This window comes from Mesorhizobium sp. M0571 (assembly GCF_040320985.1).
Taxonomy (GTDB): domain Bacteria; phylum Pseudomonadota; class Alphaproteobacteria; order Rhizobiales; family Rhizobiaceae; genus Mesorhizobium.
The window spans coordinates 1-22,476 of record NZ_JAMYQT010000005.1 but is presented as its reverse complement, the minus strand read 5'-3'; the positions used below and the strand labels follow the sequence as shown (position 1 = coordinate 22,476).

Below are 22,476 nucleotides of genomic sequence, written 5' to 3'. Positions count from 1 at the left end.
CCCAATGGGGAGAAGGTGGCCGCGAAGCGGCCGGATGAGGGGGCCTCTTTCCAGCTATGAAGATGCTTCGCAAATTCGCTATTGGAGCCGCAGGGTGCGCCGCCGTGTTGACCCTTTCAGCCGCCACCCTCTGGCAGCTCGACCGCGCGTTTCCGCCGCCGCTCCCACCCGCGCTGACGGTCTCGACCGAGGTGCAGGACCGTGACGGCCAGCTGCTGCGGGCCTTCGCCACGCCGGACGGCTATTGGCGGCTTGCCACCAACCTGGACCAGGTCGACAAGCAGTTCGTCGACATGTTGGTCACCTATGAGGACAAGCGCTTCTGGGATCATCAGGGTGTCGACGTGCTGGCACTGGCGCGTGCCGCCGGCCAGTTCGCGACCAGTGGCCACATCGTCTCCGGTGGTTCGACGCTGTCGATGCAGCTCGCCCGGCTTAGCGAACCGCGCGACAGCCGCAGCCTCGGCTCGAAGATCAAGCAGATGCTGCGCGCCGTTCAGATCGAACGACGGTTGTCGAAGCGCGAGATCCTCGAACGCTATCTGACGCTGGCGCCCTATGGCGGCAATCTCGAAGGCGTGCGTGCCGCTTCGCTTGCCTATTTCGGCAAGGAGCCGAAGCGGCTGACGGTCTCGGAGGCGGCTCTGCTCGTCGCCTTGCCGCAATTGCCGGAGAAGCGGCGCCCCGATCGCAATCTCGAGATCGCCCATGCCGCCCGCGACCGGGTGCTGACCCGCATGGTCTCGGCTGGCCTGCTCGGCGAACGCGAGGCCGCGAGAGCCGCGCTCGACGATGTGTCGGGGCTGCGGCGGACCTTGCCGGCGCTCGCCGCCCACGCGGCCTATACGATGCTGCCCAAGGCCATTCCCGGCCAGCAGCTGCAACTGACGATCCGCAAGAGCGTCCAGGAAGGGCTGGAGCAGGTGGCCAAGGATGCCGCCGCCAGGCTCGGCCCTCGCCTCTCGGTGGCCATGGTGCTGGCCGATGCCGGCACCGGCGATATTCTTGGCGAGGTCGGCTCTGCCGATTTCTTCGATGCCAGCCGTTCGGGCTGGATCGATATGACCAAAATCGTTCGTTCGCCTGGCTCGACGCTGAAGCCGTTCATCTATGGCCTCGCCTTCGAACAAGGCCTGGTGGCGCAGGAGACGCTGATCGAGGACAGCCCAGCCGATTTCTCCGGTTACCGGCCGAAGAACTTCGACATGGGCTATCAGGGCGATGTCAGCATCAGGCAGGCGCTGCAATTGTCGCTCAACGTGCCGGCGATCCGCGTGCTCGATGCGGTCGGCCCGGCCCGGCTGATGGCGCGCTTCCGGCAGGCCGGCGTAAACCCTGTGCTGCCCGTCAACGAAGCGCCTGGCCTGGCGATCGGCCTCGGCGGCGTCGGGGTGACGCTGCGCGACCTGGTTCAGCTCTATACCGGGCTCGCCAATGGCGGCAAGGCACACACGCTGCATGACGGCACCGAGTCGGCAAATGCCGAACGCTCGACCACCACCATCCTCGACGATCAGGCGACCTGGCAGATCACCGACATCCTGTCGGGCGTCAAGCCGCCCCAGGGTGCTGCCCAGCGCGGCATCGCCTACAAGACCGGCACCTCCTACGGCTATCGCGACGCCTGGTCGGTCGGCTTCGACGGCCGCTACGTGCTCGGCGTCTGGGTCGGCCGCCCCGATGCCGGCGCGGTGCCCGGGCTGTCCGGCTATGTCTCGGCCGCGCCCATCCTGTTCGAAGGCTTTGTCCGTTCCGGCCTGGCCGCCATGCCGCTGCCAACCCAACCGGCCGGCGTCCGGCGGCCAAAGCGCGAAGAATTGCCCGTGACGCTGACGCGCTTCGGCGCCGGCGCCGATGGACTGGTACAGGCGACGCCGACCGAACCTGCGCCGACCATCATCTTTCCGCCTGACGGCGCCCGCGTCGATCTCGGCACTTCCTCGGCCGCCGCCACGCCGCTGGTGCTCAAGCTGCAAGGCGGCCGTGCACCGTTCCGCTGGCTGGCCAACGGTAAGCCGCTGGTCGGCATCGACCGGCGGCGCACCGCGACCTGGCAGCCGGACGGCGCCGGCTATTCCACCCTGACCGTGATCGACGCGGCGGGACGCGCGGCCAGCGTAAAGGTTTTCGTCGAGTGAAAGTTTCCCTTGAATAGAATACGGCAGGTGATTCAGGGGATTGGGTTTTACGCCTTGCTTTCGGCCGCCGGTATTTCCCCCGCTTTCGCCGCTGACCTCCCAGCCGGCTTTGTTCGGCTGGCCGACATCGATCCCAGTATCCGGCAGGATATCCGCTATGCCGGCTTCGAAAACTTCCTGCATCGCAAGGTAAGCGGTTACGATGCGCCGGTATGCGTCCTCACCAGGCAAGCGGCGCAAGCGCTTTCGGGAGTGCAGAAAGCGATTGCTGCCGAAGGACTGACGCTGGTCGTGTTCGACTGCTACCGCCCTGCGCGGGCTGTCTCCGACACGGGCGAATGGACAAAAACGGGCGGACCACCGGACCCGCAATGGTACCCAAAGGTCAAGCGCAAGGATCTCATCGCCAAGGGCTATATCGGCGAACTGTCCACCCATTCGCGCGGATCGACGGTCGATGTCGCGATCGCGCGAGCCAACCGCAAGAGCGCTCCGAAACCGGCCTGCGGCGCGACCGATGCCGATACGCTCGATTTCGGCACTGGTTTCGACTGCTTCGATCCGGTGAGCGAAACGGCTCACCGACCGATTGCCAGTGAAGCGGCGGCTAACCGCAAAAAACTTGTCGAGGCGATGCACGCCGGCGGCTTCAAGAATTACGCGCGCGAATGGTGGCACTTCACGCTGGAAGACGAGCCGTTTCCCAGAGAGCGCTTCAACTTTCCCGTTACCGACGAATAGTCCGCCGAAACCTCGTTCGGACGCGATTCGGCCATTGCCGAAGAGCTAGCCGTTTCTAGATAATCGCGTCGGGAGCGCGACCATGGATCCTGCGCGGGGAAAATAGTTCCTCGTATCGCCGAAAGTAGGCGAAAAATTGCTTCAATAGGCCAAAAAAGGCAACATTGAATGCATCTAAATTCTATCAATTCGGTAGATTGGCGCGAGTTCAACGGAGGCGGAAATGATCAAACCTCATTTCAGGAAACTGCTCGGCGCACTGGTCGCCACGTCTGTCCAGTTCGGCACGCTCGGTTTCGCGTTTGCCGACACCACCATTCTCAACGTGTCCTATGACCCGACGCGTGAGCTCTACAAGCAATTCGATGAGGCCTTTGTCGCCCACTGGAAGGCCGAGACAGGCGAGACTGTCACCGTCCAGCAGTCGCATGGCGGATCCGGCGCCCAGGCGCGCGCCGTGATCGACGGGCTCGACGCCGACGTGGTGACGCTGGCGCTCGAAGGCGACATCAACGCCATTGTCTCGAAAACGAAGAAGATCAATCCCGACTGGCGGACGAAATTCGAAAACAATTCGGCGCCCTACACCTCGACGATCATCTTCCTCGTCCGCAAGGGAAACCCCAAGGGCATTCATGATTGGGGCGATCTGGTCAAGGACGATGTCCAGGTGATCACGCCCAATCCGAAGACCTCCGGCGGGGCGCGCTGGAACTATCTTGCCGCCTGGGCCTATGCCAGCGCCAAGGATGGCGGCGACGAGGCCAAGACCAAGGAATTCGTTGGCAATCTCTATGCGCATGTCCCGGTTCTCGACACCGGTGCGCGCGGCGCCACCGTGACCTTCGCGCAAAAGGGCCTGGGCGACGTGCTGCTCGCCTGGGAAAACGAGGCCTATCTGGCGCTCGACGAGTTTGGCGCCGACAATTTCGATATCGTCTACCCGCCGACCTCGATCCTGGCGGAGCCGCCGGTCGCCGTGGTCGACGCCAATGTCGACGCCAAAGGCACGCGCAAAATTGCCGAAGCCTATCTGAGCTATCTCTATTCCAAGGAAGGCCAGACGATCATCGCCAAGAACCATTATCGTCCTTCGAAGCCCGACCTGGTGCCGGCGGAGGACCTGGCCAAGCAGCCTGAGATCAAGCTGATCACCATCGACGACCCGCTTTTTGGCGGCTGGAAGAAGGCACAGCCTTATCATTTCGGCGACGGTGGTATATTCGACCAGATCTATAAGCCGGCCCAGTAGCAATTTAGATCAGGACGACATGACCACAGCACCCGCCAAGGCGGGGTGGCGGTTCAGACAGCCGAGCGTCATTCCGGGTTTCGGATTGACGCTCGGCTTCTCGCTTGCCTACCTCACCCTCATCATCCTCATTCCCCTGTCCGGGCTGATCTGGCGCTCGGCGGCGCTCGGCTGGACCGACTTCTGGGCGATCGTCACCGACCGCCGCACCATCAACGCTCTTGAAATCAGCTTCGGCACGGCCTTCATTGCGGCCGCCGTCAACGTCGTCTTCGGCACGATCGTCGCCTGGGTGCTGGTGCGCTACAGCTTTCCCGGCCGCCGCATCGTCGATGCCATGGTCGACCTGCCCTTTGCGCTGCCGACGGCGGTTGCCGGCATCGCTTTGACCACGCTTTACGCACCGAATGGCTGGATCGGAAGCCTGCTGACGCCGCTCGGCATCAAGGTCGCCTATACGCCGCTCGGCATCGTCATCGCGCTGATCTTCATCGGCCTGCCCTTCGTCGTGCGCACTGTGCAGCCGATCATGGAGGAAATCGACAAAGAAGTAGAGGAAGTGGCCGCCACGCTCGGCGCCAATCGCTTCCAGATCATCAGCCGTGTTCTGCTTCCCGGACTGGCGCCGGCTATCGTCACCGGTTTCGCGCTGGCTTTCGCGCGCGGCGTCGGCGAGTACGGCTCGGTTATCTTCATCGCCGGCAACCTGCCCTACAAATCCGAGATCGCACCGCTTCTGATCGTCATCCGGCTCGAGGAATATAATTACGCCGCGGCGACCGCAATCGCGGCGATCATGCTGGCGCTGTCCTTCGTGATGCTGCTGGTCATCAACCTGGTGCAGACCTGGAGCCGCAAGCGCTATGGCTGACCCGGAGATCAAATCCTACGCGCCGCACCACGAAAGCCGCTCGGCGGCGGTAACCGAAAGCCGCCCGGCGCAAGCCGTGCTGATGGCGGTAACGTTTGCGTTCCTCGCCATCTTCCTGCTCTTGCCGCTGATCATCGTTTTCAAGGAAGCTTTCGCCAAGGGCATCAGCGCCTACACGCAGGCGCTGGGCGAAGCCGACAGCCGCTCGGCGATCCGCCTGACGCTTCTGGTCGCGGCGATCTCGGTGCCGCTCAATGTGATTTTCGGCATCTCCGCCGCCTGGGCGATCGCCAAGTTCGAGTTCAAGGGCAAGGCGTTCCTGACCACGCTGATCGACCTGCCGTTTTCCGTCTCCCCGGTCATTTCCGGCCTGGTCTATGTACTTCTGTTCGGCGCGCAAGGCCTGCTCGGCGCCTGGCTGAAGGCGCATGGCATCGTCATCCTGTTTGCCGTGCCGGGCATCGTGCTGGCCACCGTCTTCGTCACCTTCCCCTTTGTCGCGCGCGAACTAATCCCCCTGATGCAGGAACAGGGCAATGGCGACGAGGAAGCAGCGCTCTCGCTCGGCGCCAATGGCTGGCAGGCGTTCTGGTACGTGACGTTGCCCAACGTCAAATGGGGATTGCTCTACGGCGTTCTGTTGTGCAATGCCCGCGCGATGGGTGAGTTCGGCGCGGTCTCGGTGGTGTCGGGCCACATACGCGGGCTGACCAACACCATGCCGCTGCATGTCGAAATCCTCTATAACGAGTACAATGCCGCCGCCGCCTTTGCCGTCGCTTCGCTGCTTGCCGGCCTGGCGCTCGTCACGCTGGTCTTGAAAACACTTCTCGAAATGCGCTACGGCGCCGAGATCGCCGCGACGCGCGGACACTGAATGCATGTCGCCCAAAAGTGCGTAGCGGTTTTGGGATAACGACATACCTCGACAAAAAGGGACGGTTAATGGAAGTTCGCGTTGCCAACGTGCGCAAGGAGTTCGACCGGTTTCCGGCGCTCCAAGACGTATCGCTCGACATCAAGTCCGGCGAGCTGATCGCGTTGCTCGGACCTTCCGGCTCCGGCAAGACGACATTGCTCAGGCTGATCGCCGGGCTGGAGCGGCCGACGAAGGGAAAGATATTCTTCGGCGAGGAGGATGCGTCGCAAAAGTCGATCCAGGAGCGCAATGTCGGCTTCGTCTTTCAGCATTACGCGCTGTTTCGCCATATGACGGTCGCCGACAATATCGGTTTCGGCCTCAAGGTCCGACACGGGCCATCCCGTCCATCGGCGAAGGAAATCCGCCGCCGCGCCTCGGAACTGTTGAATCTCGTCCAGCTTTCCGGCCTCGAAAAGCGCTATCCGGCGCAGCTTTCGGGCGGCCAGCGCCAGCGCGTGGCGCTTGCCCGCGCCATGGCCATCGAACCGGCCGTGCTTTTGCTCGACGAGCCGTTCGGCGCGCTCGATGCCCAGGTGCGCCGCGAACTGCGCCGCTGGCTGCGCGACATCCACGACGCCACCGGCCACACCACGGTCTTCGTCACCCATGACCAGGAAGAGGCGCTGGAGCTTGCCGACCGTGTCGTGGTGATGAGCCAGGGGCGCATCGAACAGGTCGGCACCGCCGACGAGATCTACGACACGCCGAACTCTCCCTTCGTCTACGGCTTCATCGGCGAATCGAGCTCGATCCCGGTCAAGGTCGAGGACGGCCAGGTCTGGATCGCCGACCGCCCGATCGGGCTCTCCGCGCCGCATGCACCGCAAGGCGAAGCGACACTGTACTTCCGCCCGCACGACGTCGATCTGGTGGAAGAATGCAACGGCTGCATCGCTGGCACGGTCGCCGCCAGCCGCCGCGTCGCCGGCACCAGGCGGGTCGAGCTCGAAATCGGCGGCGAACGTCAGCGGGTCGAGATCGAATTGCCCGTCGACCATCCGGCGGCGCAGAAAAGTCGCGTGGCGTTCAGGCCGCGGCGCTGGAAACTTTTTCCGGCTGCTTGATCCTCTATCAGACGCTACACCAGCCAGTTCTCGACCTTCAGGCCTTTGATCCGGTTGAACTCGCCGGTATTGGCGGTCACCAGGGTAGTTCCCAGTGCACAGGCGTGCGCAGCGATAAAAAGGTCGTTTTGGCCGATGGTCTGGCCCCGGCCTTCCAGCTCTGCACGAATCGCGCCGTACTCGGTATCCATCGGCATATCGAGCGGCAAGACAGGAATCTCGGCCAGCAATTCCTCGACCTTCTTCAGCAACTTGGCCGATCCTTTCCTGACGCAGCCATATCGCAGTTCCGAGGCCACCACGATGCTGGTACACACGGCGGCGTCTCCCACGCGCTGCACGGCGCTGGCGGCTTTTCCGGCCGGGTTTCGGATCATGTCGCTGATAATGTTCGTATCCAGCATGAACCGCATCAAAAAAATTCCTCGGATTTGACAGGCATATCGTCGACCTCGGGAAAGTCCTCCTCGGGACCGGGCGGCGCCTCTTTCGCCCATTGCGCGAGCAGCGCCGTGAGGCCAGGTTTGCGAACCGGCTCGATGATCAGGCGGTCGCCTTCACGGCTGATCAAGACCCTTTCGCCGGGAAGTTCGAACTCGACAGGAATGCGCACCGCCTGGCTGCGATTGTTACGAAACAGCTTCGCCTCTTTCGGCGGGGTTGTTGAATGGCGGTGTTGGGGCATGGCGATGGCTCCTTGTATATACCATTTGTATATGCCAGGCAGCGCCGCGATGCAATCGTCTTGCCACCGTTGGCCGGCCGGGAGCCATCGTGCACGCGGACGGCACCGGCACCCCTTCCAAGCTGCCCGGAAGGCCCTTCTTGAAAGAAAAACTAGAAATCGCCCACAACGGGACTACTTTTTCTCGCGATAACGTCGAGGGGCCGCTCTGCGTGCCTCGTCGCGCACGATGCCTTGCCGCTATGGTCCGGCAATTACCGCATGGGAGCCCTGTTTTTATGAAACGATTTTTGCTCGGCGTCGCCACGTTGACCGGCCTGTTCCTCGCATCCTCCCAAGCCTGGTCGGCCGACAGATTGCTGAACGCCTCTTACGATGTCGGCCGCGAACTGTTTGCGCAGGTCAACAAGGCGTTCGTCGCCGGGCACCCCGGCGTGACCATCGATCAGTCGCATGCTGGAACCTCGGCGCAGGCGCGTGCCATCGCCGAAGGCCTCGGCGCCGACGTCGTTACCTTCAACCAGATCATCGACATCGACTTCCTGGTCAAGAAGGGCCTCATCTCCGCCGACTGGCAGAAGGACTTTCCCGACAACGCCTCGCCTTTCTATTCGCTGCCGTCCTTCCTGGTGCGCGCCGGCAATCCGAAGCACATCAAGGATTGGAACGACCTCGTGCGCGACGACGTCCAGGTGATCTTCCCCAATCCGAAAACATCGGGCAATGCGCGTTACACCTATCTCGCGGCCACCGCTTACGCCAAGGAGGCCTTCAAGGGCGACGACACCAAGGTGAAGGAGTTCGTCACCAAGCTGTTCAATAACGTGCCGATCTTCGACACCGGCGGACGCGCTGCGACCACCACCTTCGTGCAGCGCGAGATCGGCGACGTGCTGATCACCTTCGAGTCGGAAACGCGCGGCATCCGCAAGGAGTATGGCGAGGACAAATTCGAGCAGGTGACGCCTTCGGTCAGCCTGCTGGCCGAATTTCCGGTGGCGATCGTCGACACGGTCGCCGACGAGCACGGCACACGCGATCTCGCCAAGACCTATCTCGACTTCCTCTATACCCCGGAGGGCCAGGACATCGCGGCCCGCAACGGCCTGCGGGCTCGCGACGCGGCGGTCGCCGCCAAATACAAGGCTGAGTTTCCCGATGTCCGCCTGCTGACGGTGGAGGACGTCTTCGGCGGCTGGGCCAAGGTCCAGGCCGAGCATTTTGCCGCGGGCGGGCTGCTCGACCAGACTTACGGTAGCCGCTGACGTCTGCAACCTCGCGAACTGATTGAAAGCCGGCTTTGCCGGCTTTCTTCGTTTGCCCGCCGAAATTGCAGTTTCCGCGCGTTCCGGACGCCTGCCTGCCAAAACGTTACGAAGAATCAACGCGTGTGCGCGCAATATGTCGTCAGGCGGCCTGTCTGGGTGAACGGCATCGCACGGCCAAACCGTCATTATTTGCACACAAACAGCCGCCAGATGCGGGTGGTTGGGGCTTAATGGGTTGACTCGGGCATGCTTACAAAAAAAGGCAAATACGGCCTCAAGGCCCTCGTGCATCTGTCCGGCCTGCCGGTCGGCCAGCTCGCATTCGTCAACGATATTGCGGTCGCCAACAACATCCCGAAGAAATTCCTGGATGCCATTCTGGGCGAGTTGCGCAATGCCGGCTTCGTCCAGAGCCGCAAGGGCAAGGACGGCGGTTACCGCCTTGCCCGGCCAGCCTCCGAGATCAAGATCGGCCATGTCGTGCGTGTGCTCGACGGGCCGCTGGCGCCGATCCCTTGCGCCAGCCGCACGCAATACCAGCGCTGCGAGGATTGCGACGAGGCGACCTGCCAGGTCCGCCACATGATGCTGGAGGTGCGTCAGGCGATCGCCGAGGTGCTCGACAACCGCAGCCTTGCCGCCATGCGCGACGCCGACAATGACGATTTCCCGGTCGAGCTGACGTCGCAAATCTAGCGCGCGAACAGGCTCAAGGCAGTCGCGACGACGTCGGCGACCGGACGCGTGCCATCCAAGGTCAAAGCCCCCTCGTCCGTCGCTGGCGGTTCGAGCGTCGCGAACTGGCTGTCGACCAGACTTGCCGGCATGAAATGGCCCTTGCGATTGCCGACGCGCCGCATCGCCGTTGCCGGGTCGATCTCCAGATAGACGAAAACAATATTTGGGCAGAAGCCACGCAGGCGATCGCGGTAGCTGCGCTTCAGCGCCGAGCAGGCGGCGACCACGCCCTGCCCGCTTGCAACCGACGCGGCGATGCGCTGGCCGATCGTATCGAGCCAGCCCTCGCGTAGCGCATCGGTAAGCGGCTCGCCACGTGCCATGCGCGCGACGTTTTCGGGCGGATGCAGCCTGTCGCCTTCGATAAAGAGGGCGCCCAATGCCGCCGCCAGCGCTTCGCCGACGACCGACTTGCCGCAGCCGGCGACGCCCATAACCACCATGGCGGGTGGTGCTCGACCAGTGCTCGCCGGCGGATAAGCCACGTCTTTCCCGGTCATCAGGTCAGCGGCTTGCCGGCGCGCGGCCATAGAGCAGCAGCATGGCGACGATGACGACGCCATAGATGATCTGCCGCCCCGCCTCCGGCATCTGCATGACGGAGAGAATGGATTGCAAAAGCGTGATCAGGATCACGCCGGCGACGGTGCCGAGATAGGAACCGCGCCCGCCGAGGATCGAGGTGCCGCCGAGCACCACGGCGGCGATCGACGGCAACAGATAGGCATCGCCCATCGATTGCGCCGCCTTGGAGGCATAGCCGGCCAAAAGCACGCCGCCGAAGGCGGAGAGCCCGCCCGAAACCGCAAAGGCGATCATCACCACGCGCCGGGTGTCGATACCGGAAAGATAGGCGGCACGCTCGCGGTTGCCGATGCCGTAGACGGTGCGGCCGAAGCCGGTGCGGGTCAGCACGAAGACCATCGCGGCACCGATCAGCGCCCAGATGATGACGGCATTGGGCACGCCCGGAATGGCAAAGCCTGTCGCCAGATAGCGCATCGCCCGGGTCGCGGAATCCTGCGGCGAGAAACCGCCCGTGTAGAGCACCATCAGCCCCTGCGCGACGGCGTTGGTGGCGAGCGTGATGATCATTGAGGGAATGCGCAGATAAGCGACGCCGATGCCGTTGACGATGCCGATCAATACCCCGCAGAAGATGCCGAACGGGATGGCCAGCGCCACGCCGACAGGGCCGTATGCGGCCGCGGCACAAGCCATCATGGCGCCGACGGCCACCGACCAGGGCACCGACAGGTCGATCTGGCCGAGCAGGATGACCAGCATCATGCCGGTGGCGATGACGCCGAGAAACGACGCCACCTTGAGCTGTTGCAGCAGATATTCAGGCGACAGGAAGCTGCGCGAATAGAGGCTGCCGAGGAACAGCAGCAGCACGATGCAGGCGAACGCCGTCAGAACCGCCGGGTCGGCGCGGCGGAGGAATTTCGGCATGCGGCCAGCGAGACCACCTACAGTCGTTTCGCTCACAGGAACCACTCCAGCCGGTTGCGGACCCGAAACAGGGCGAAGGCGCCGAGGCTGACCGCGATCAGCAGGATGACGCCCTGGAACAGTGGCTGCCAGAGCGGATCGAAATCGAATACGAACAGCAGGTCACCAATTGTGCGGAAGGCGAGCGCACCGAAGATCGCGCCGATGGCACTGCCCTTGCCGCCGAACAGCGACACGCCACCGAGCACGACCGCGGCGATCGAAAACAGCGTATAGGCGTTGCCGCTGGCATAGGCGGCATCGCCGGTATAGGTGAAGAACGTCAGGAACAGCCCGCCGATCGCGGCAAGCAGCCCGGCAAGCGCATAGGCGGCGAACTTTCCACGCCGGATCGGCACGCCGGACATGTATGCGGCCATCTCCGACGATCCCGCTGCATAAGCGGCGCGGCCGAGCACCGACCGGCTGAACGGCACCCAGACCACTAGCACAACGGCCAGCAGCACCACCAGGCTCGCCGGCACCACGCCGAACAGGCGCCCGGTCAGCGCGTCGGCGAGGCCCTCGTTGACCGAGCCGCCCGGAAACGGCCGAAGCAGCAGCGCGATGCCGAAATAGACCGCACCGGTGGCGATGGTGGCGACGATCGGCTGCAGGCGTCCATAGATGACGATGGCGCCGTTGATTGCCCCGCACAGCAAGCCGGTGCCCAGCACGGCGAGGACGCCGAAGGCGGTCTCGATGCCGGTGCCGATGACTAGCCATGAGGCCAGGCAATTGGTCAGCGTGAAGATCATGCCGACCGAGAGGTCGATGCCGGCGGTGATCACCACCAGGGTCTGCGCCATCGCGACGAAAGCGAGCAGCACACCCTTGTTCGAGGCCGTCTGGACGACATTGGCGGTGAAACCTGCCGGATGGTTCGAGGTGTAGATGACGAACATGACAACGAAGATGCCGAACGCCAGCAGCGTTCCGCGCTGTTCGGCGAGCCAATAGCGCCAATCCTTCACGCGTCCGCTCCTTGCTTTGGCATCTCTTCGTGAATGTTGAGCGCGCTGGCAATCAGCGCCCGCTCGGTGATTTCGGCGCCGACCAGTTCACGCTTGACCGCCCCGTCATAGAGCACCAGCACGCGGTCGCAGCAGCCGATCAGCTCGTCATAGTCGGTCGAATAAAACAGAATCGCTGCGCCTTGATCGGCAAGCTTGCGCATCAACTGGTAGAGCTCCTGCTTGGTGCCGACGTCGATACCGCGCGTCGGGTCGTTGAGCAGGATGATGCGCGGCTGCCGCATCAGCCATTTGGCGATGACGACCTTCTGCTGATTGCCGCCGGACAGCGCACCGACTGGAATGTCGAGTCCGGCCGTCTTGATCGCCAGAAGTCCGACCATGTCGTCGATCAGTCGCTGCTCGGCGGCGCGATCGATGACGCCGGCCCTGGACAGCCGGTCGAGGGCGGCGAAGGAGAGGTTTTCGCGCACCGTCATCGGCAGCATCAACCCTTCGGTCTTGCGGTCCTCCGGGATCAGCGCCATGCCGATCCGGTCATCGCGCGCGGCGGCCGGGCTGGCGATCGCCACCGGTCTGCCGTCGATCAGGATCTGGCCTGACAGGCCGCGCAGCACACCGAAGAAGGCGAGCAGCAATTCGCGCTGGCCCTGGCCGTCGAGGCCGCCAAGGCCGACCACCTCGCCCGCCCCGACCGACAGCGAGACATCGTGCAGCCGATCCGTCCACGACAGGCTGCGCGCCTCCAGAACCGGCGTGGCTGCAGCAGCCGCCCGCGCGGGCTTGGGCGGAAAGATGTGGCTGTATTCGCGCCCGATCATCAGTTCGACGACCTCATTGTCGCTTTTTGTGCCGGCGGCGTAGCTGGCGACATTGCGGCCATTGCGGAACACCGTGCACTGGTCGGCAAGTTCAGCGATCTCGTTCATGCGGTGCGAAATGTAGAGCAGCGCCAGCCCTTCCGAACGCAGCCGCTTCAACACCGCGAAAACCCTGGCGACGTCGGCCGCGGTCAGTGCCGAGGTCGCCTCGTCGAGGATCAGGATGCGCGGCTTGCGCGCCAGCGCCTTGGCGATCTCGACCATCTGCCTTCTTGAAAGAGGAAGATCCTTGACCAACGCGAGCGGATGGATATCGGAGGCGCCGGCGCGAGCAAGAGCTTCCTCCGCAATGCGGCGCTGTGCCTTGCGGTCGATCATGCCGAAGCGTTTGGGCGGATCGGAAATGACGATGTTGTCGGCAACGCTGAGTTCCGGGACGAGCGACAGTTCCTGGAAGATGCAGACGATGCCGGCCTGATTGGCGGCGGCCGGCGAAGCGAAGGTAACCTCGCTTCCGTCCAGCATCATGCTGCCCTCGTCGGGCGCGACGACCCCCGCCATAACCTTGATCAGCGTCGATTTGCCGGCGCCGTTCTCGCCGAGAATGGCGTGGATGCTGCCGGGAGTGACCGAAAGCTCGGCCTTTTCCAGCGCCCGCACGCCGCCGTAGCGCTTGGAAATGCCTTCCATACGGAAGAGCGAAACCGCACCGTCCATCGGCCCTCCCAAGGCGCTTGGCGATCAGGATGTCGAGCGCCGACGCCGCAGGATTTCCCGCGGCGTCGGGCTGTTGGAGTTTACTGGTTTTCTTTGCTCTGGCCCATGATTTCCTGCGCTGTGAAATTGATGCCGCAGGTCGGGAAGGAATTGCCGACGAAGAAATTGTCGGATTGATCGGGGAAGTAGTCCTGGCCTTCCTTGAAGTTCGGATCCTCGACGATAGCCAGCGGCAGCTTGATCGCTTGCGGCACGACCTGGCCCTCAAGTGCTGCAATCGCCGTCTTGATGGCAACCGCCACCTGAGCCGGTCCGGTACCGGCCGACGAGCATTTCAGGCCGTCAGCGGCGAACTTGGCGCAGAATTTGCGGAAGCCGTTCTCCGTCTCGCCGCCGAACGGCACGAACGGATGCTTGGCATCGATCATCGCCTGCACGATGCCGGTATCGCCGCCCTGCCCGGTAACGCCGTCGAAGGGCCCGTTGGTGGCAATAGCGTCGGCCGAGGCCTTTTGCGCAACGCCGTCATCCCACTTGCCGACGACTTCGGTGACGTCCCATTTCTTGCCGGACGCGTCGAGAACTTCATGGATGCCGGTGTGGCGGTCGGTGTCGACGGAGGTGCCAGCCACGCCGCGCACTTCCAGGACCTTGCCGCCGTTCGGCACGTGTTTGACCAGCCAGTTGCCCCACAATTCGCCAAGGCCTTTCTGGTCGACATTGACGTTGATGGCATCCTTGGTGTCGAGAATGTTGTCGAAGGCGACCAGCACGACGCCGGCTTCCTTGGCCCGCTTGATGACAGGGCCGAATGCGGTCGGGTTCTGGGCATTGACGACAATCGCGTCATAGCCGGAATCGATGAAATTGTTGATTGCCGAGATCTGGGCCGGCACGTCTTCGCCGGTCGAGACCACCTTGAATTCCTTGAGCTTGGCCGCGACCTCCGGCTGCGCTGCATAGGCCTTCGCCGTCTGCACCATCTGGATGCGCCAGGTGTTGGCGATGTAGCCGTTGGCCAAAGCGATGCGGTACGGGCCGTCTTTTTTGGGGAACTTGAAGAACTGCGTGTCGGCCGACCAGGGCGCGAAGCACTCAGGCTCGGCCGACGGCCCCTTGACGATTTCAGGATCGGCGATCGCCGACGAGCTCAGCATGACAAAAGCAGTGGCGGCAACGATACCGCCAACGAGTGACTTGATCATCGATATTCCTCCCAGTTGCAGTTTTGTTTGTTGTTACGTCGATGAATTTGCGCGTTCTCGGCCCGGCACCTCCCGCCATTTCCGTTGCGCGTTCAGGTGGCCGAATGCCGACCCGATTTCCTCCTTTATTGCCCGGCTAATCCCGCAAAAACTATCATATTATACATAATAAACAAGCATGAGCTGTCGATTATATATAATAAACAGCCTCCGATATTCGGAGCGAAGTACCGCCAGCTGACAATTGGTAGCGCTACCATGACGTTGTGTAAAGCGCCATTTACATTGCGTTGAAGCTCGCCTCAGCGCGCCGTGCTTTCACGTCGCTTGAGTTCGAAGCCGAGGTCGACGACCCGCTGCTCTGGCCTGTTGCCTTCGATAGCCGCTAACGCCATGGCGACCGCCCGCCGGCCGATCTCGTAACGGTAGGTCCGAACGCTGGTGACCGACGGAAAGGCCACCTCCATCATGTCGAGATCGTTGAAGCCGACGATGCCGACCGTCTTCGGCACGGCGATCGAAGCGCGATGGCATTCGAACAACACGCCAAGCGCGATATCGTCATTGTTGCAGAATACGCCGTCCAGGCTCGGCACCTTGGCCAGCGCGTCGCGGAACAATTCGCGCCCGAGCGTGACGCTGGACGGCACCGGCGTTGTCGTGATGAGACGCGCGTCGAACAGGCCGGCCGCGTCCATCGCCGCGCGATAGCCGGCCAGACGTCGCTGCGAGCGCGGGTCCATGCGCGCACCGATGAAGCCGATCCGGCGATAGCCCGCCTCGATCAGATGTTCCGCTGCCGCCTTGCCGCCCTCGAAATGCGAGAAACCAACCATCAAGTCGACCGGATCGGGCCCGGTCTCCATCACCTGCACCACCGGGCAGCCCGCCGTTTCCAGCAGTTTTCGCGACGCCGGCGTCTGGTCGATGCCGGCCACGATCAGCGCCGCAGGGCGTTGCGGCCCAAACACCTGCAACAGCCGCTCTTCCTCGAGGCCGGAATAGTGGGTATTGCCGAGCTGGATGCGGAAAGGGCCGTCCGACAGGCTGTCGTAGATGCCGCGCACCACTTCGGCAAAGACGTTGTTGGTAAGCGACGGCACCAGAACGCCAAACACTTCGGCGCGCGCCGAAGCCAGCGCCCGTGCATTTGGGTCGGGCACATAGCCGAGCTCATTCACGGCGGACTCGATCTGGCGGCGCAGATCTTCCGACACACGCCCGGGCTCACGCAAGGCGCGCGATACGGTAATGGCGCCGACGCCGGCCTTGCGGGCGACGTCGGCGATGGTCGGGCGGCCGCCGCCGCGGCGTGAGCGCGGCTTGATCACCGCAATGGTCCCGACGCCGGGCAACCGCCCAGACGCGACCGTGAAACGATGTTCAGCGTCTTTGCCACTGCTGCCATGCCAACCTGGCCCGTTGCCACACCTTGTCTGGCGTCGCGCAGCCTTCGGCTATTGTCAAGCGACGGCGGAGAGACTGTATCCGTACCGCCGTGCTTCAGGCCATCACAGCAGCGCTGCGCCGCGCCTTCCACAGCAGCAGCACCATGGCCAAAATGTTCAGCAGGTTCCAGGCAATGCCGTTGAGGAATGCGGCGGCATAGGAACCGGTCAAATCGTAGATCCAACCCGACATCCAGCCGCCGATAGCCATGCCGAAGATGGTCGCCATCATGACGATGCCGACGCGCTGGCCGGCTTCTTTGGCAGGCATATATTCGCGCACGATGATCGCATAACAGGGCACGATGCCGCCCTGCGACAGGCCGAAAACCAGCGAGACGACATAGAGCGAGGCAAGCCCGTCGAAGGGGATGTAGAACAACAGCGACAGGCATTGCAGCACCGAGCCGATCAGCAGGGTTTTCACCCCGCCAATGCGATCGGCAAGGAAGCCGGAGCCAAGCCGGCTGACGACGCCTGCCGCCAGCATGATCGACAGCATATCGGCGCCATGCGCCACGCCGTAGCCGAGATCCATGCAGTAGGCGACGATATGCACCTGCGGCATCGACATCGCCACGCAGCAGCCGAGCCCGGCGACGATGAGCAGCGCCTGCAAGGCCGCCGGCGACAGCGAGATCGGCTGGACCACGCGGCTGCCCGGCGATCCGGGAGCCGCCTGGGGCGGTGCGCCGCGCCGGAGCAGCAGGATCAGCGGCACCATGGCCGCAAGGCAAACGACGCCGATCGCGGCATAGGTGAAGCGCCAGCCTTCGGTCTGCATGACATAGGGCATCGCCGTCGGCCAGATCGCTCCGGCGAGATAGTTGCCGGACGCGGCTGTCGTCACCGCGACGCCGCGGCGTCGGTTGAACCAGTGCGAGATGTCGGCAATCAGCGGCCCGAAGATCGCCGACGTGCCGACGCCGATCAACAGCCCTTGGACGAGGGTGAACTGCAGGATTGAACTGGTCAGCGACGCCAGCAGGAAACCGGCGCCAAGCGCAATCGCGGCAATCAGCGCCGGGATCCAATATCCCATGCGGTCGATGGCGCGGCCGACCAGCACATTGCCGGCGGCGAAGCCGACCATGGTCGCGGTGTATGGCATCGAGGCAGCGGCGCGATCGACGCCGAATTCTGCCTGCACGGCTGGCAGCACCACGACCACCGCCCACATGCCGACCCCGCCGATCGTTGCCAGCAGCATCGAGATGCCGAGACGCATCCAAGCATAAGCACTGTCGATGCCGGAACTTCCTGCCTGGCTTGAGACGATTGGGGTCAAGAGCGTTTCCTGTCCGCAGTTCTTAAATCGGCGGTTCTGACCACTATCGGCGCATTCGCATCGCCGAGCAGCGCCACGACAGGCAAATCCGTGGCTCCAGGGATTCAGGCCGGAGTGGAACAGGGGTGCGCCATAAGGCGTTTTCCCGGCAACGAACTTGTGGAAGGAGTTTGCCATGACCGCGCAACGGAAATGGTCTGCCGACGTCACCGAGCACAGCGACGCGCTGGACCTCGAGGAGCACATCTTCGAATCCCACGATCCGAGGAAGATCGCTGCCTCGTTGAAGCGATCGGCCGAGCACAGCGATCGGCGCAAGGCGGGGCCGTTTCAATCCGCCATGTCGATGCTGAATTTCTACATCAACCGCGCCGGCAAGAACCTGCCGGCGGCGCAGAAGAAAGTGTTGGAGGACGCAAAGGACGAACTGCGTGCCCTCTTCGGACGCCCGAGAGAAGATTAGAGCAATTTGGTTTTCCGTCCGGAATTGCGTCAAAACAAAAGATAGACCGGTTCGGCGTTTCCGTGAAACGATGAACCGTCCTAGCGGATCGACTTACCTCGATTTGATGACGCTGTCGGTATTGGCCAACAGTTTGCGCACCGCATTCCGCGCCGCGTCCGGCCGCTGCAGGCGGATGCTCTTCTCGATCGCCTCATGCAGCCTCTGCGCATGCTGCAAATCGTCCAGTTCGCGCGTCGTAAAAGCGAACAGATGATCGAATGCCGATTCGATCAGCACACCGAGCGGCACCAGCAGATCGTTGCCCGAGGCCCGCAGGATGGCGAGGTGAAAACGCGTGTCGGCACGGGTCCGCTCCTGCAGGTTCGTCGCCTCGCCCATCTCGCGGCAGGCCTGGCTGATCTCGGCCATCTGCTCGTCGGTGCGCCGCATCGCGGCAAAGGCGCTAGCCTCCGGCTCGATGATGTGGCGGAATTCCTGCACGGTCCTGAGGAACACCTCGCGGTCCGGCGAGGTCGCATACCAGGCCAGCACGTCGCGATCGAGCAGGTTCCAGCGTTCCTTCGGCTCGACCCAGCTGCCGATCTTCGGGCGTGACGCCAGCAGGCTCTTCGCCATCAGCATTTTTATGGCTTCGCGGACCGCCGAGCGGCTGACGTCGAAGGTCTCGGACCATTTGGCCTCGTTGGGCAGGATGGTTCCCGGCGGATAGTCGCCGCGCACGATTCTCAGCCCGATTTCGTTGGCCAGCGACGCGTGCACGCTCGACCCCGGCATGCGCGCCGCATCGGCCCGGCGAATACCGCTCGTGCGCTCGGCAGACGCCTCGGCCGCTGTCTTTCCCTTATTCGGCTTCGCGTCCCGCATAGCTCCACAAAGTCCGGATTTGGAGGCGTGTCAAGGAGATGAAATCGACGGCAGTGTCTCAGTTTGAATTTCCGCATCCGTCCCCTTGCGGACACCGCGCTTTGCCGAGCGTTCAGGCCGGAGAGGTATGAACGACTTCTCTTTGTTCCGACTGAATTCCTCGATCAGGAAATCAAGGAAGACGCGGATTTTCGGGGCAAGATGTTGCCGTGCCGGATAGACCGCATACAGTGTGGTTTCGACCTTGTTCCAGTCATCCAGAGCCGATTGCAGCCGGCCTGCTTTCAGGTCGCTCTCGACATAGGGATAGGGGATCAGACTGACGCCGAAGCCGGCGCGCAACGCATCGCGCACAGCAAGGCTTGAGGAGACCGAATATCGTCCGTCGATGGCGATCCGCTCGGTGCGGCCGTCCTTGCGGAACTCCCATATGTCCGCATGCCCCGAAAGGCTGAACCGGATGCAATTAGCCATCTTCAAGTCGGAAGGCGTTTTAGGCCGACCATGCTGCTCAAAATAAACCGGAGCTGCGCAAAGCACATGCGGCATGACCGCAAGCGTTCTCGCGACCAGGCTGGAATCCTCAAGATTGTCGCTGCCGCGAACGGCAAGGTCAAATCCCTCCCGCACGATATCGACGCGCCTGTCATCAAGGTGCAGATCGAGTTTCAAATCGGGATAGCGCGATAGAAACTCGGGAATGGCAGCCGAAAGCCGTGTCAACGTGACAGTCATCGGCGCGCTGACCCGCAACGTGCCGCTCGGCGCCGTCTTGATCGGACCGAGGACCTGGTCGGCCCTGGCCAGCGCATCGAGCCCATGCGTGACATGCTCCAGATAAATCCTGCCTTCTTCGGTCAGGGCCATGCGCCGCGTCGTCCGGTTGATGAGCCGCACGGCCAGATGCGCCTCCAACTCGGCGATGTTCTTGCTGATGGCGGGGGGAGAGAGACCGAGCCGCCGTCCGGCTTCGGCAAAGCTGTTCAGTTCCGCAACATGGCGGAAAACCTGCAACGCAGTCAGGCGATCCATCGCACTATTCTCTTTCAGTAAACAATGTCTTTCAATTGTTGCATATTATCCCTCGTTGGTAAATTCTATATCTGCTTCCCGAACGGCTTACTCAGGTTCGGAATGACATGATGACCAACCCCACAATCTCCCTTATCGAGCGACGCATGTCGGCCAATCGGTTCGATGCCTCGCACGCATTGACGGATACCGAGGTCGAGGAACTGGCACGTCTCGCAACGCGCGCGCCAACCGCCTACAACCTTCAGAATTGGCGGTTCATCGCCGTGCGGACGCCGGAAGCAAAGGCGCGGTTGCGCAGCCTCGCCCATGGCCAGACCAAGGTGCAGGAGGCAGCCGTCACCTTCATCATATGCGGCGTACTGCCCGACCACGCTGCCCTTACCGCAAGGCTGCTTCCTTTCGTGGAAGCCGGCTTCATGCCGGCGGATATGGCTTCGGGCTGGCAGGAAGGCGCCCACGAACAATATGCCGATCCTCGGGCAGCCCGTGATGAAGCCGTGCGCTCGGCAGCGCTTGGCGCTGCAACGCTGATTTTTGCGGCCGAAGCGCTGGGCCTCGTCTCCGGTCCGATGGCCGGCTTCGATGCCGAAGGCGTGGCACGCGAGTTTGGCCTTGGGCCGAATGAAGTGCCGGTGATGCTCGTCGCAGTCGGCCGCGCCGCGTCCGGAAACTGGCCGCAAAAGCCTCGCCGCCCTCTTGCCGAAGTTCTGGAGATCTTATGACAACGCGCCGTTTCGATCTGTTGCTTACAGCGACAGCACCCGCAATATGGGGCAGTACCTATATCGTCACCACCGAGTTCCTGCCGAATTTTTCGCCGATGACGGTCGCAATGCTGCGTGCCTTGCCCGCCGGATTGCTGCTGCTCGCGATCGTCCGGCAACTGCCAACGGGCATCTGGTGGCTACGCAGTTGCGTGCTCGGAGCCCTCAACATCTCGATCTTCCTGAGCATGTTGTTTGTCGCCGCCTACCGGCTTCCGGGCGGGGTCGCCGCGACCGTGCTGTCGGTCCAGCCGTTGATGGTGATTTTCCTTGCCGCTGCCCTGCTTGACAGCCCTGTCCGTCGGTTGGCGATCGTCGCCGCCCTTGTCGGGATCGCAGGTGTCGCATTGCTGGTGCTGACCCCGAATGCGGCGCTCGATGCGGTCGGCGTTGCCGCCGGCCTCGCCGGGGCGGCCTCCATGGCCTTCGGAAGCGTATTGGCCCGTAAGTGGCAACCGCCAGTATCGCTGCTTACCTTCACGGCATGACAACTGACCGCCGGCGGTCTGCTGCTCGTTCCAGTGGCTCTGCTTTTCGAGCCTTCCATCCCGCTCCCGACCGGCGCCAACCTGCTTGGACTGGCGTGGCTCGGGCTGATCGGTGCGGCGCTGACCTATGTCCTCTGGTTCCGGGGCATTGCGCGACTGGAATCCGCAGTGGTGTCATCGCTGCTTTTCCTCAGCCCGGTGACCGCCGTGCTGCTTGGATGGGTATTCCTGGATCAGACGCTGACCTTGCCTCAGATCGCCGGCGTCGTTTTCGTCATCGGCAGCATCTGGCTGGCTCAACGCCCCAAGCGCAACGAGTCCTGAGCCTAATGCATGTCGCGCAAAAGTGTGCAGCGGTTTGCGATAACGACATGCATAAAACAAGAACCTAAAGCGCGTCGCATGAGGCCGGTCGAACGCGACGCGCTTTAGGTTGTTGACTTGTGTCGGCGGATTGTTCGGCACTATGATCAAGCGGCACTGCCGGAGGATTTGGATGCCACAACGCCCTTATGATGAGCGCCTGCTCCGTCAGGCGTTCGAAGTCGCGCGCAAGGCCCGCGATGCTGGCGAACATCCCTTTGGTTCGCTCCTCGCTGACAAAGACGGCAATGTGTTGCGCGAGCAGCCCAACGGTTACAAAGCCGGAGGGGGCGACCGCACCGCTCATGCCGAAAGGCTGCTGGCCTCGTGGGCGGGGATGAATTTCAGTCTCGAAAAGCTGGCCTCTTGCACACTCTACACTTCGGCCGAACCTTGCGCGATGTGCTCCGGGACAATCTATTGGGCGGGCATCGGACGGGTCGTCTTTGGGCAGAGCGAACATGACCTCAAGGGGTTGACGGGCGCACACGTCGAGAATCCCACACTCGACCTGCCCTGCAGGATCGTCTTCGAAGCTGGGCAGCGTCCGACTGAAGTCGTCGGCCCGCTGCTTGCCGATGAAGCGGCGCAACTCCAGGCCGAATTCTGGAAAGACAAGTAGGGTCAGGACTCATTGATTCAGAGGAAGAGGTGACTGCTGACGTGGACAACGACCTAGCGTTCGGACCCAAGGGCTACGACACCAATGCCATCCGCCATAAGGTCGAGGGCAGAGGGACGATGCCGAACATCCCGCCGAAGGCTAACCGGCGCTGGAAAAACTGCTTCTCACCGTTCCTCTACCGCGAGCGCAACGCCATCGAGCGCATGTTCAGGCGCCTCAAGGATTTCCGCCGCATCGCCACTCGG

General features: G+C 62.9%; 22 protein-coding genes and 2 pseudogenes. 13 read left to right on the top strand and 11 right to left on the bottom strand.

From position 1 onward, the window contains the following. Nucleotides 1-56 precede the first annotated feature (56 nt). The 6 genes from pbpC to NKI85_RS08145 all read left to right on the top strand — a co-directional run bounded on the left by pbpC (nt 57) and on the right by NKI85_RS08145 (nt 6,988). Nucleotides 57-2,138, top strand: a complete 2,082-nt coding sequence (pbpC, locus tag NKI85_RS08170) for a penicillin-binding protein 1C (RefSeq protein WP_352776530.1) — start codon at nt 57-59, stop codon at nt 2,136-2,138. Nucleotides 2,139-2,156: 18 nt separating this feature from the next. Continuing rightward, a complete protein-coding gene (locus tag NKI85_RS08165) occupies nt 2,157-2,879 on the top strand; it encodes a M15 family metallopeptidase (protein ID WP_352529617.1) in 723 nt (240 codons plus the stop codon). A 223-nt stretch (nt 2,880-3,102) separates the two neighbouring features. Beyond that, nucleotides 3,103-4,131 carry a sulfate ABC transporter substrate-binding protein gene (locus tag NKI85_RS08160; RefSeq protein ID WP_352529558.1) on the top strand — a complete coding sequence of 343 codons (1,029 nt, stop codon included), beginning with the start codon at nt 3,103-3,105 and terminating at the stop codon, nt 4,129-4,131. Between the two features lie 19 nt (nt 4,132-4,150). After that, complete coding sequence (cysT, locus tag NKI85_RS08155; RefSeq protein WP_023720880.1) at nt 4,151-5,002, top strand: sulfate ABC transporter permease subunit CysT; 852 nt, start codon at nt 4,151-4,153, stop codon at nt 5,000-5,002. Then, on the top strand, nt 4,995-5,879 hold the full coding sequence (gene cysW / locus NKI85_RS08150; RefSeq protein WP_352529556.1) for a sulfate ABC transporter permease subunit CysW: 885 nt from the start codon (nt 4,995-4,997) through the stop codon (nt 5,877-5,879). Before cysT ends, cysW begins: the two co-directional genes overlap by 8 nt. A 68-nt stretch (nt 5,880-5,947) precedes the next feature. Beyond that, nucleotides 5,948-6,988 (top strand): sulfate/molybdate ABC transporter ATP-binding protein, encoded by a 1,041-nt coding sequence (locus NKI85_RS08145; RefSeq protein WP_352776529.1) that lies wholly within the window; start codon nt 5,948-5,950, stop codon nt 6,986-6,988. Between the two features lie 14 nt (nt 6,989-7,002). Here NKI85_RS08145 and NKI85_RS08140 read toward each other — a convergent pair whose 3' ends face one another. After that, nucleotides 7,003-7,401, bottom strand: a complete 399-nt coding sequence (locus NKI85_RS08140; RefSeq protein WP_502895992.1) for a type II toxin-antitoxin system VapC family toxin — start codon at nt 7,399-7,401, stop codon at nt 7,003-7,005. Then, on the bottom strand, nt 7,401-7,673 hold the full coding sequence (locus NKI85_RS08135; RefSeq protein ID WP_352531826.1) for an antitoxin: 273 nt from the start codon (nt 7,671-7,673) through the stop codon (nt 7,401-7,403). The genes NKI85_RS08140 and NKI85_RS08135 overlap by 1 nt, the downstream gene beginning before the upstream one ends. A gap of 278 nt (nt 7,674-7,951) precedes the next feature. Here NKI85_RS08135 and NKI85_RS08130 point away from each other — a divergent pair, with 278 nt between their 5' ends. Next, nucleotides 7,952-8,938 carry a sulfate ABC transporter substrate-binding protein gene (locus NKI85_RS08130; protein WP_352531824.1) on the top strand — a complete coding sequence of 329 codons (987 nt, stop codon included), beginning with the start codon at nt 7,952-7,954 and terminating at the stop codon, nt 8,936-8,938. A 249-nt stretch (nt 8,939-9,187) separates the two neighbouring features. Next, nucleotides 9,188-9,637 (top strand): RrF2 family transcriptional regulator, encoded by a 450-nt coding sequence (locus NKI85_RS08125; protein ID WP_352531822.1) that lies wholly within the window; start codon nt 9,188-9,190, stop codon nt 9,635-9,637. On the opposite strand, the gene NKI85_RS08120 is transcribed toward NKI85_RS08125, so the two are convergent. From NKI85_RS08120 to NKI85_RS08090, 7 genes are all read right to left on the bottom strand, one after another. Continuing rightward, the gene (locus NKI85_RS08120) at nt 9,634-10,113 is read right to left on the bottom strand and encodes a gluconokinase (protein ID WP_352776660.1); all 480 of its coding nucleotides are present in this window, start codon (nt 10,111-10,113) and stop codon (nt 9,634-9,636) included. The two genes, NKI85_RS08125 and NKI85_RS08120, sit on opposite strands and share 4 nt — an antisense overlap. A gap of 70 nt (nt 10,114-10,183) precedes the next feature. After that, entirely contained in the window at nt 10,184-11,170 is a 987-nt protein-coding gene (locus NKI85_RS08115; RefSeq protein WP_352531818.1) for an ABC transporter permease, read from the bottom strand. After that, nucleotides 11,167-12,147 carry an ABC transporter permease gene (locus tag NKI85_RS08110; RefSeq protein WP_352531816.1) on the bottom strand — a complete coding sequence of 327 codons (981 nt, stop codon included), beginning with the start codon at nt 12,145-12,147 and terminating at the stop codon, nt 11,167-11,169. The genes NKI85_RS08115 and NKI85_RS08110 overlap by 4 nt, the downstream gene beginning before the upstream one ends. Then, nucleotides 12,144-13,685, bottom strand: a complete 1,542-nt coding sequence (locus tag NKI85_RS08105) for a sugar ABC transporter ATP-binding protein (RefSeq protein ID WP_352531814.1) — start codon at nt 13,683-13,685, stop codon at nt 12,144-12,146. Before NKI85_RS08105 ends, NKI85_RS08110 begins: the two co-directional genes overlap by 4 nt. Nucleotides 13,686-13,765: 80 nt before the next feature. Then, on the bottom strand, nt 13,766-14,890 hold the full coding sequence (locus NKI85_RS08100) for a sugar ABC transporter substrate-binding protein (RefSeq protein WP_352531812.1): 1,125 nt from the start codon (nt 14,888-14,890) through the stop codon (nt 13,766-13,768). A 302-nt stretch (nt 14,891-15,192) separates the two neighbouring features. Beyond that, nucleotides 15,193-16,221, bottom strand: a complete 1,029-nt coding sequence (gene gntR, locus NKI85_RS08095; RefSeq protein WP_352531810.1) for an HTH-type transcriptional regulator GntR — start codon at nt 16,219-16,221, stop codon at nt 15,193-15,195. 172 nt (nt 16,222-16,393) lie between these two features. Next, the gene (locus NKI85_RS08090; RefSeq protein ID WP_352531834.1) at nt 16,394-17,566 is read right to left on the bottom strand and encodes an MFS transporter; all 1,173 of its coding nucleotides are present in this window, start codon (nt 17,564-17,566) and stop codon (nt 16,394-16,396) included. 235 nt (nt 17,567-17,801) lie between these two features. Here NKI85_RS08090 and NKI85_RS08085 point away from each other — a divergent pair, with 235 nt between their 5' ends. Further along, a complete protein-coding gene (locus tag NKI85_RS08085; RefSeq protein ID WP_352531808.1) occupies nt 17,802-18,089 on the top strand; it encodes a DUF3175 domain-containing protein in 288 nt (95 codons plus the stop codon). 93 nt (nt 18,090-18,182) lie between these two features. On the opposite strand, the gene NKI85_RS08080 is transcribed toward NKI85_RS08085, so the two are convergent. Next, nucleotides 18,183-18,956 (bottom strand): FadR/GntR family transcriptional regulator, encoded by a 774-nt coding sequence (locus NKI85_RS08080; RefSeq protein ID WP_352531806.1) that lies wholly within the window; start codon nt 18,954-18,956, stop codon nt 18,183-18,185. Nucleotides 18,957-18,986: 30 nt separating this feature from the next. Continuing rightward, a complete protein-coding gene (locus NKI85_RS08075) occupies nt 18,987-19,988 on the bottom strand; it encodes a LysR family transcriptional regulator (protein ID WP_352531804.1) in 1,002 nt (333 codons plus the stop codon). A 110-nt stretch (nt 19,989-20,098) separates the two neighbouring features. On the opposite strand from NKI85_RS08075, the gene NKI85_RS08070 reads away from it, so the two are divergent. From NKI85_RS08070 to NKI85_RS08055, 4 genes and pseudogenes are all read left to right on the top strand, one after another. Continuing rightward, entirely contained in the window at nt 20,099-20,713 is a 615-nt protein-coding gene (locus tag NKI85_RS08070) for a nitroreductase family protein (protein WP_352776528.1), read from the top strand. Next, nucleotides 20,710-21,567, top strand: a pseudogene (locus NKI85_RS08065) (EamA family transporter). The gene NKI85_RS08070 and the pseudogene NKI85_RS08065 overlap by 4 nt, the downstream one beginning before the upstream one ends. Before the next feature lie 172 nt (nt 21,568-21,739). Next, nucleotides 21,740-22,228, top strand: a complete 489-nt coding sequence (locus NKI85_RS08060) for a nucleoside deaminase (RefSeq protein WP_352531833.1) — start codon at nt 21,740-21,742, stop codon at nt 22,226-22,228. A 65-nt stretch (nt 22,229-22,293) separates the two neighbouring features. Beyond that, nucleotides 22,294-22,476 (top strand): annotated as a pseudogene (locus NKI85_RS08055) (IS5/IS1182 family transposase); the annotation flags it as partial.

Excerpts from the sequence above, each read along its gene's own strand:
- pbpC (WP_352776530.1), top strand. The coding sequence starts at position 57 with ATGAAGATGCTTCGCAAATTCGCTATTGGAGCCGCAGGGTGCGCCGCC.
- NKI85_RS08160 (WP_352529558.1), top strand. The coding sequence starts at position 3,103 with ATGATCAAACCTCATTTCAGGAAACTGCTCGGCGCACTGGTCGCCACG.
- cysT (WP_023720880.1), top strand. The coding sequence starts at position 4,151 with ATGACCACAGCACCCGCCAAGGCGGGGTGGCGGTTCAGACAGCCGAGC.
- cysW (WP_352529556.1), top strand. The coding sequence starts at position 4,995 with ATGGCTGACCCGGAGATCAAATCCTACGCGCCGCACCACGAAAGCCGC.
- NKI85_RS08145 (WP_352776529.1), top strand. The coding sequence starts at position 5,948 with ATGGAAGTTCGCGTTGCCAACGTGCGCAAGGAGTTCGACCGGTTTCCG.
- NKI85_RS08140 (WP_502895992.1), bottom strand. The coding sequence starts at position 7,401 with ATGCGGTTCATGCTGGATACGAACATTATCAGCGACATGATCCGAAAC.
- NKI85_RS08135 (WP_352531826.1), bottom strand. The coding sequence starts at position 7,673 with ATGCCCCAACACCGCCATTCAACAACCCCGCCGAAAGAGGCGAAGCTG.
- NKI85_RS08130 (WP_352531824.1), top strand. The coding sequence starts at position 7,952 with ATGAAACGATTTTTGCTCGGCGTCGCCACGTTGACCGGCCTGTTCCTC.
- NKI85_RS08125 (WP_352531822.1), top strand. The coding sequence starts at position 9,188 with ATGCTTACAAAAAAAGGCAAATACGGCCTCAAGGCCCTCGTGCATCTG.
- NKI85_RS08120 (WP_352776660.1), bottom strand. The coding sequence starts at position 10,113 with ATGGGCGTCGCCGGCTGCGGCAAGTCGGTCGTCGGCGAAGCGCTGGCG.
- NKI85_RS08105 (WP_352531814.1), bottom strand. The coding sequence starts at position 13,685 with ATGGACGGTGCGGTTTCGCTCTTCCGTATGGAAGGCATTTCCAAGCGC.
- NKI85_RS08100 (WP_352531812.1), bottom strand. The coding sequence starts at position 14,890 with ATGATCAAGTCACTCGTTGGCGGTATCGTTGCCGCCACTGCTTTTGTC.
- NKI85_RS08090 (WP_352531834.1), bottom strand. The coding sequence starts at position 17,566 with ATGCGTCTCGGCATCTCGATGCTGCTGGCAACGATCGGCGGGGTCGGC.
- NKI85_RS08085 (WP_352531808.1), top strand. The coding sequence starts at position 17,802 with ATGACCGCGCAACGGAAATGGTCTGCCGACGTCACCGAGCACAGCGAC.
- NKI85_RS08080 (WP_352531806.1), bottom strand. The coding sequence starts at position 18,956 with ATGCGGGACGCGAAGCCGAATAAGGGAAAGACAGCGGCCGAGGCGTCT.
- NKI85_RS08075 (WP_352531804.1), bottom strand. The coding sequence starts at position 19,988 with ATGGATCGCCTGACTGCGTTGCAGGTTTTCCGCCATGTTGCGGAACTG.
- NKI85_RS08070 (WP_352776528.1), top strand. The coding sequence starts at position 20,099 with ATGACCAACCCCACAATCTCCCTTATCGAGCGACGCATGTCGGCCAAT.
- NKI85_RS08060 (WP_352531833.1), top strand. The coding sequence starts at position 21,740 with ATGCCACAACGCCCTTATGATGAGCGCCTGCTCCGTCAGGCGTTCGAA.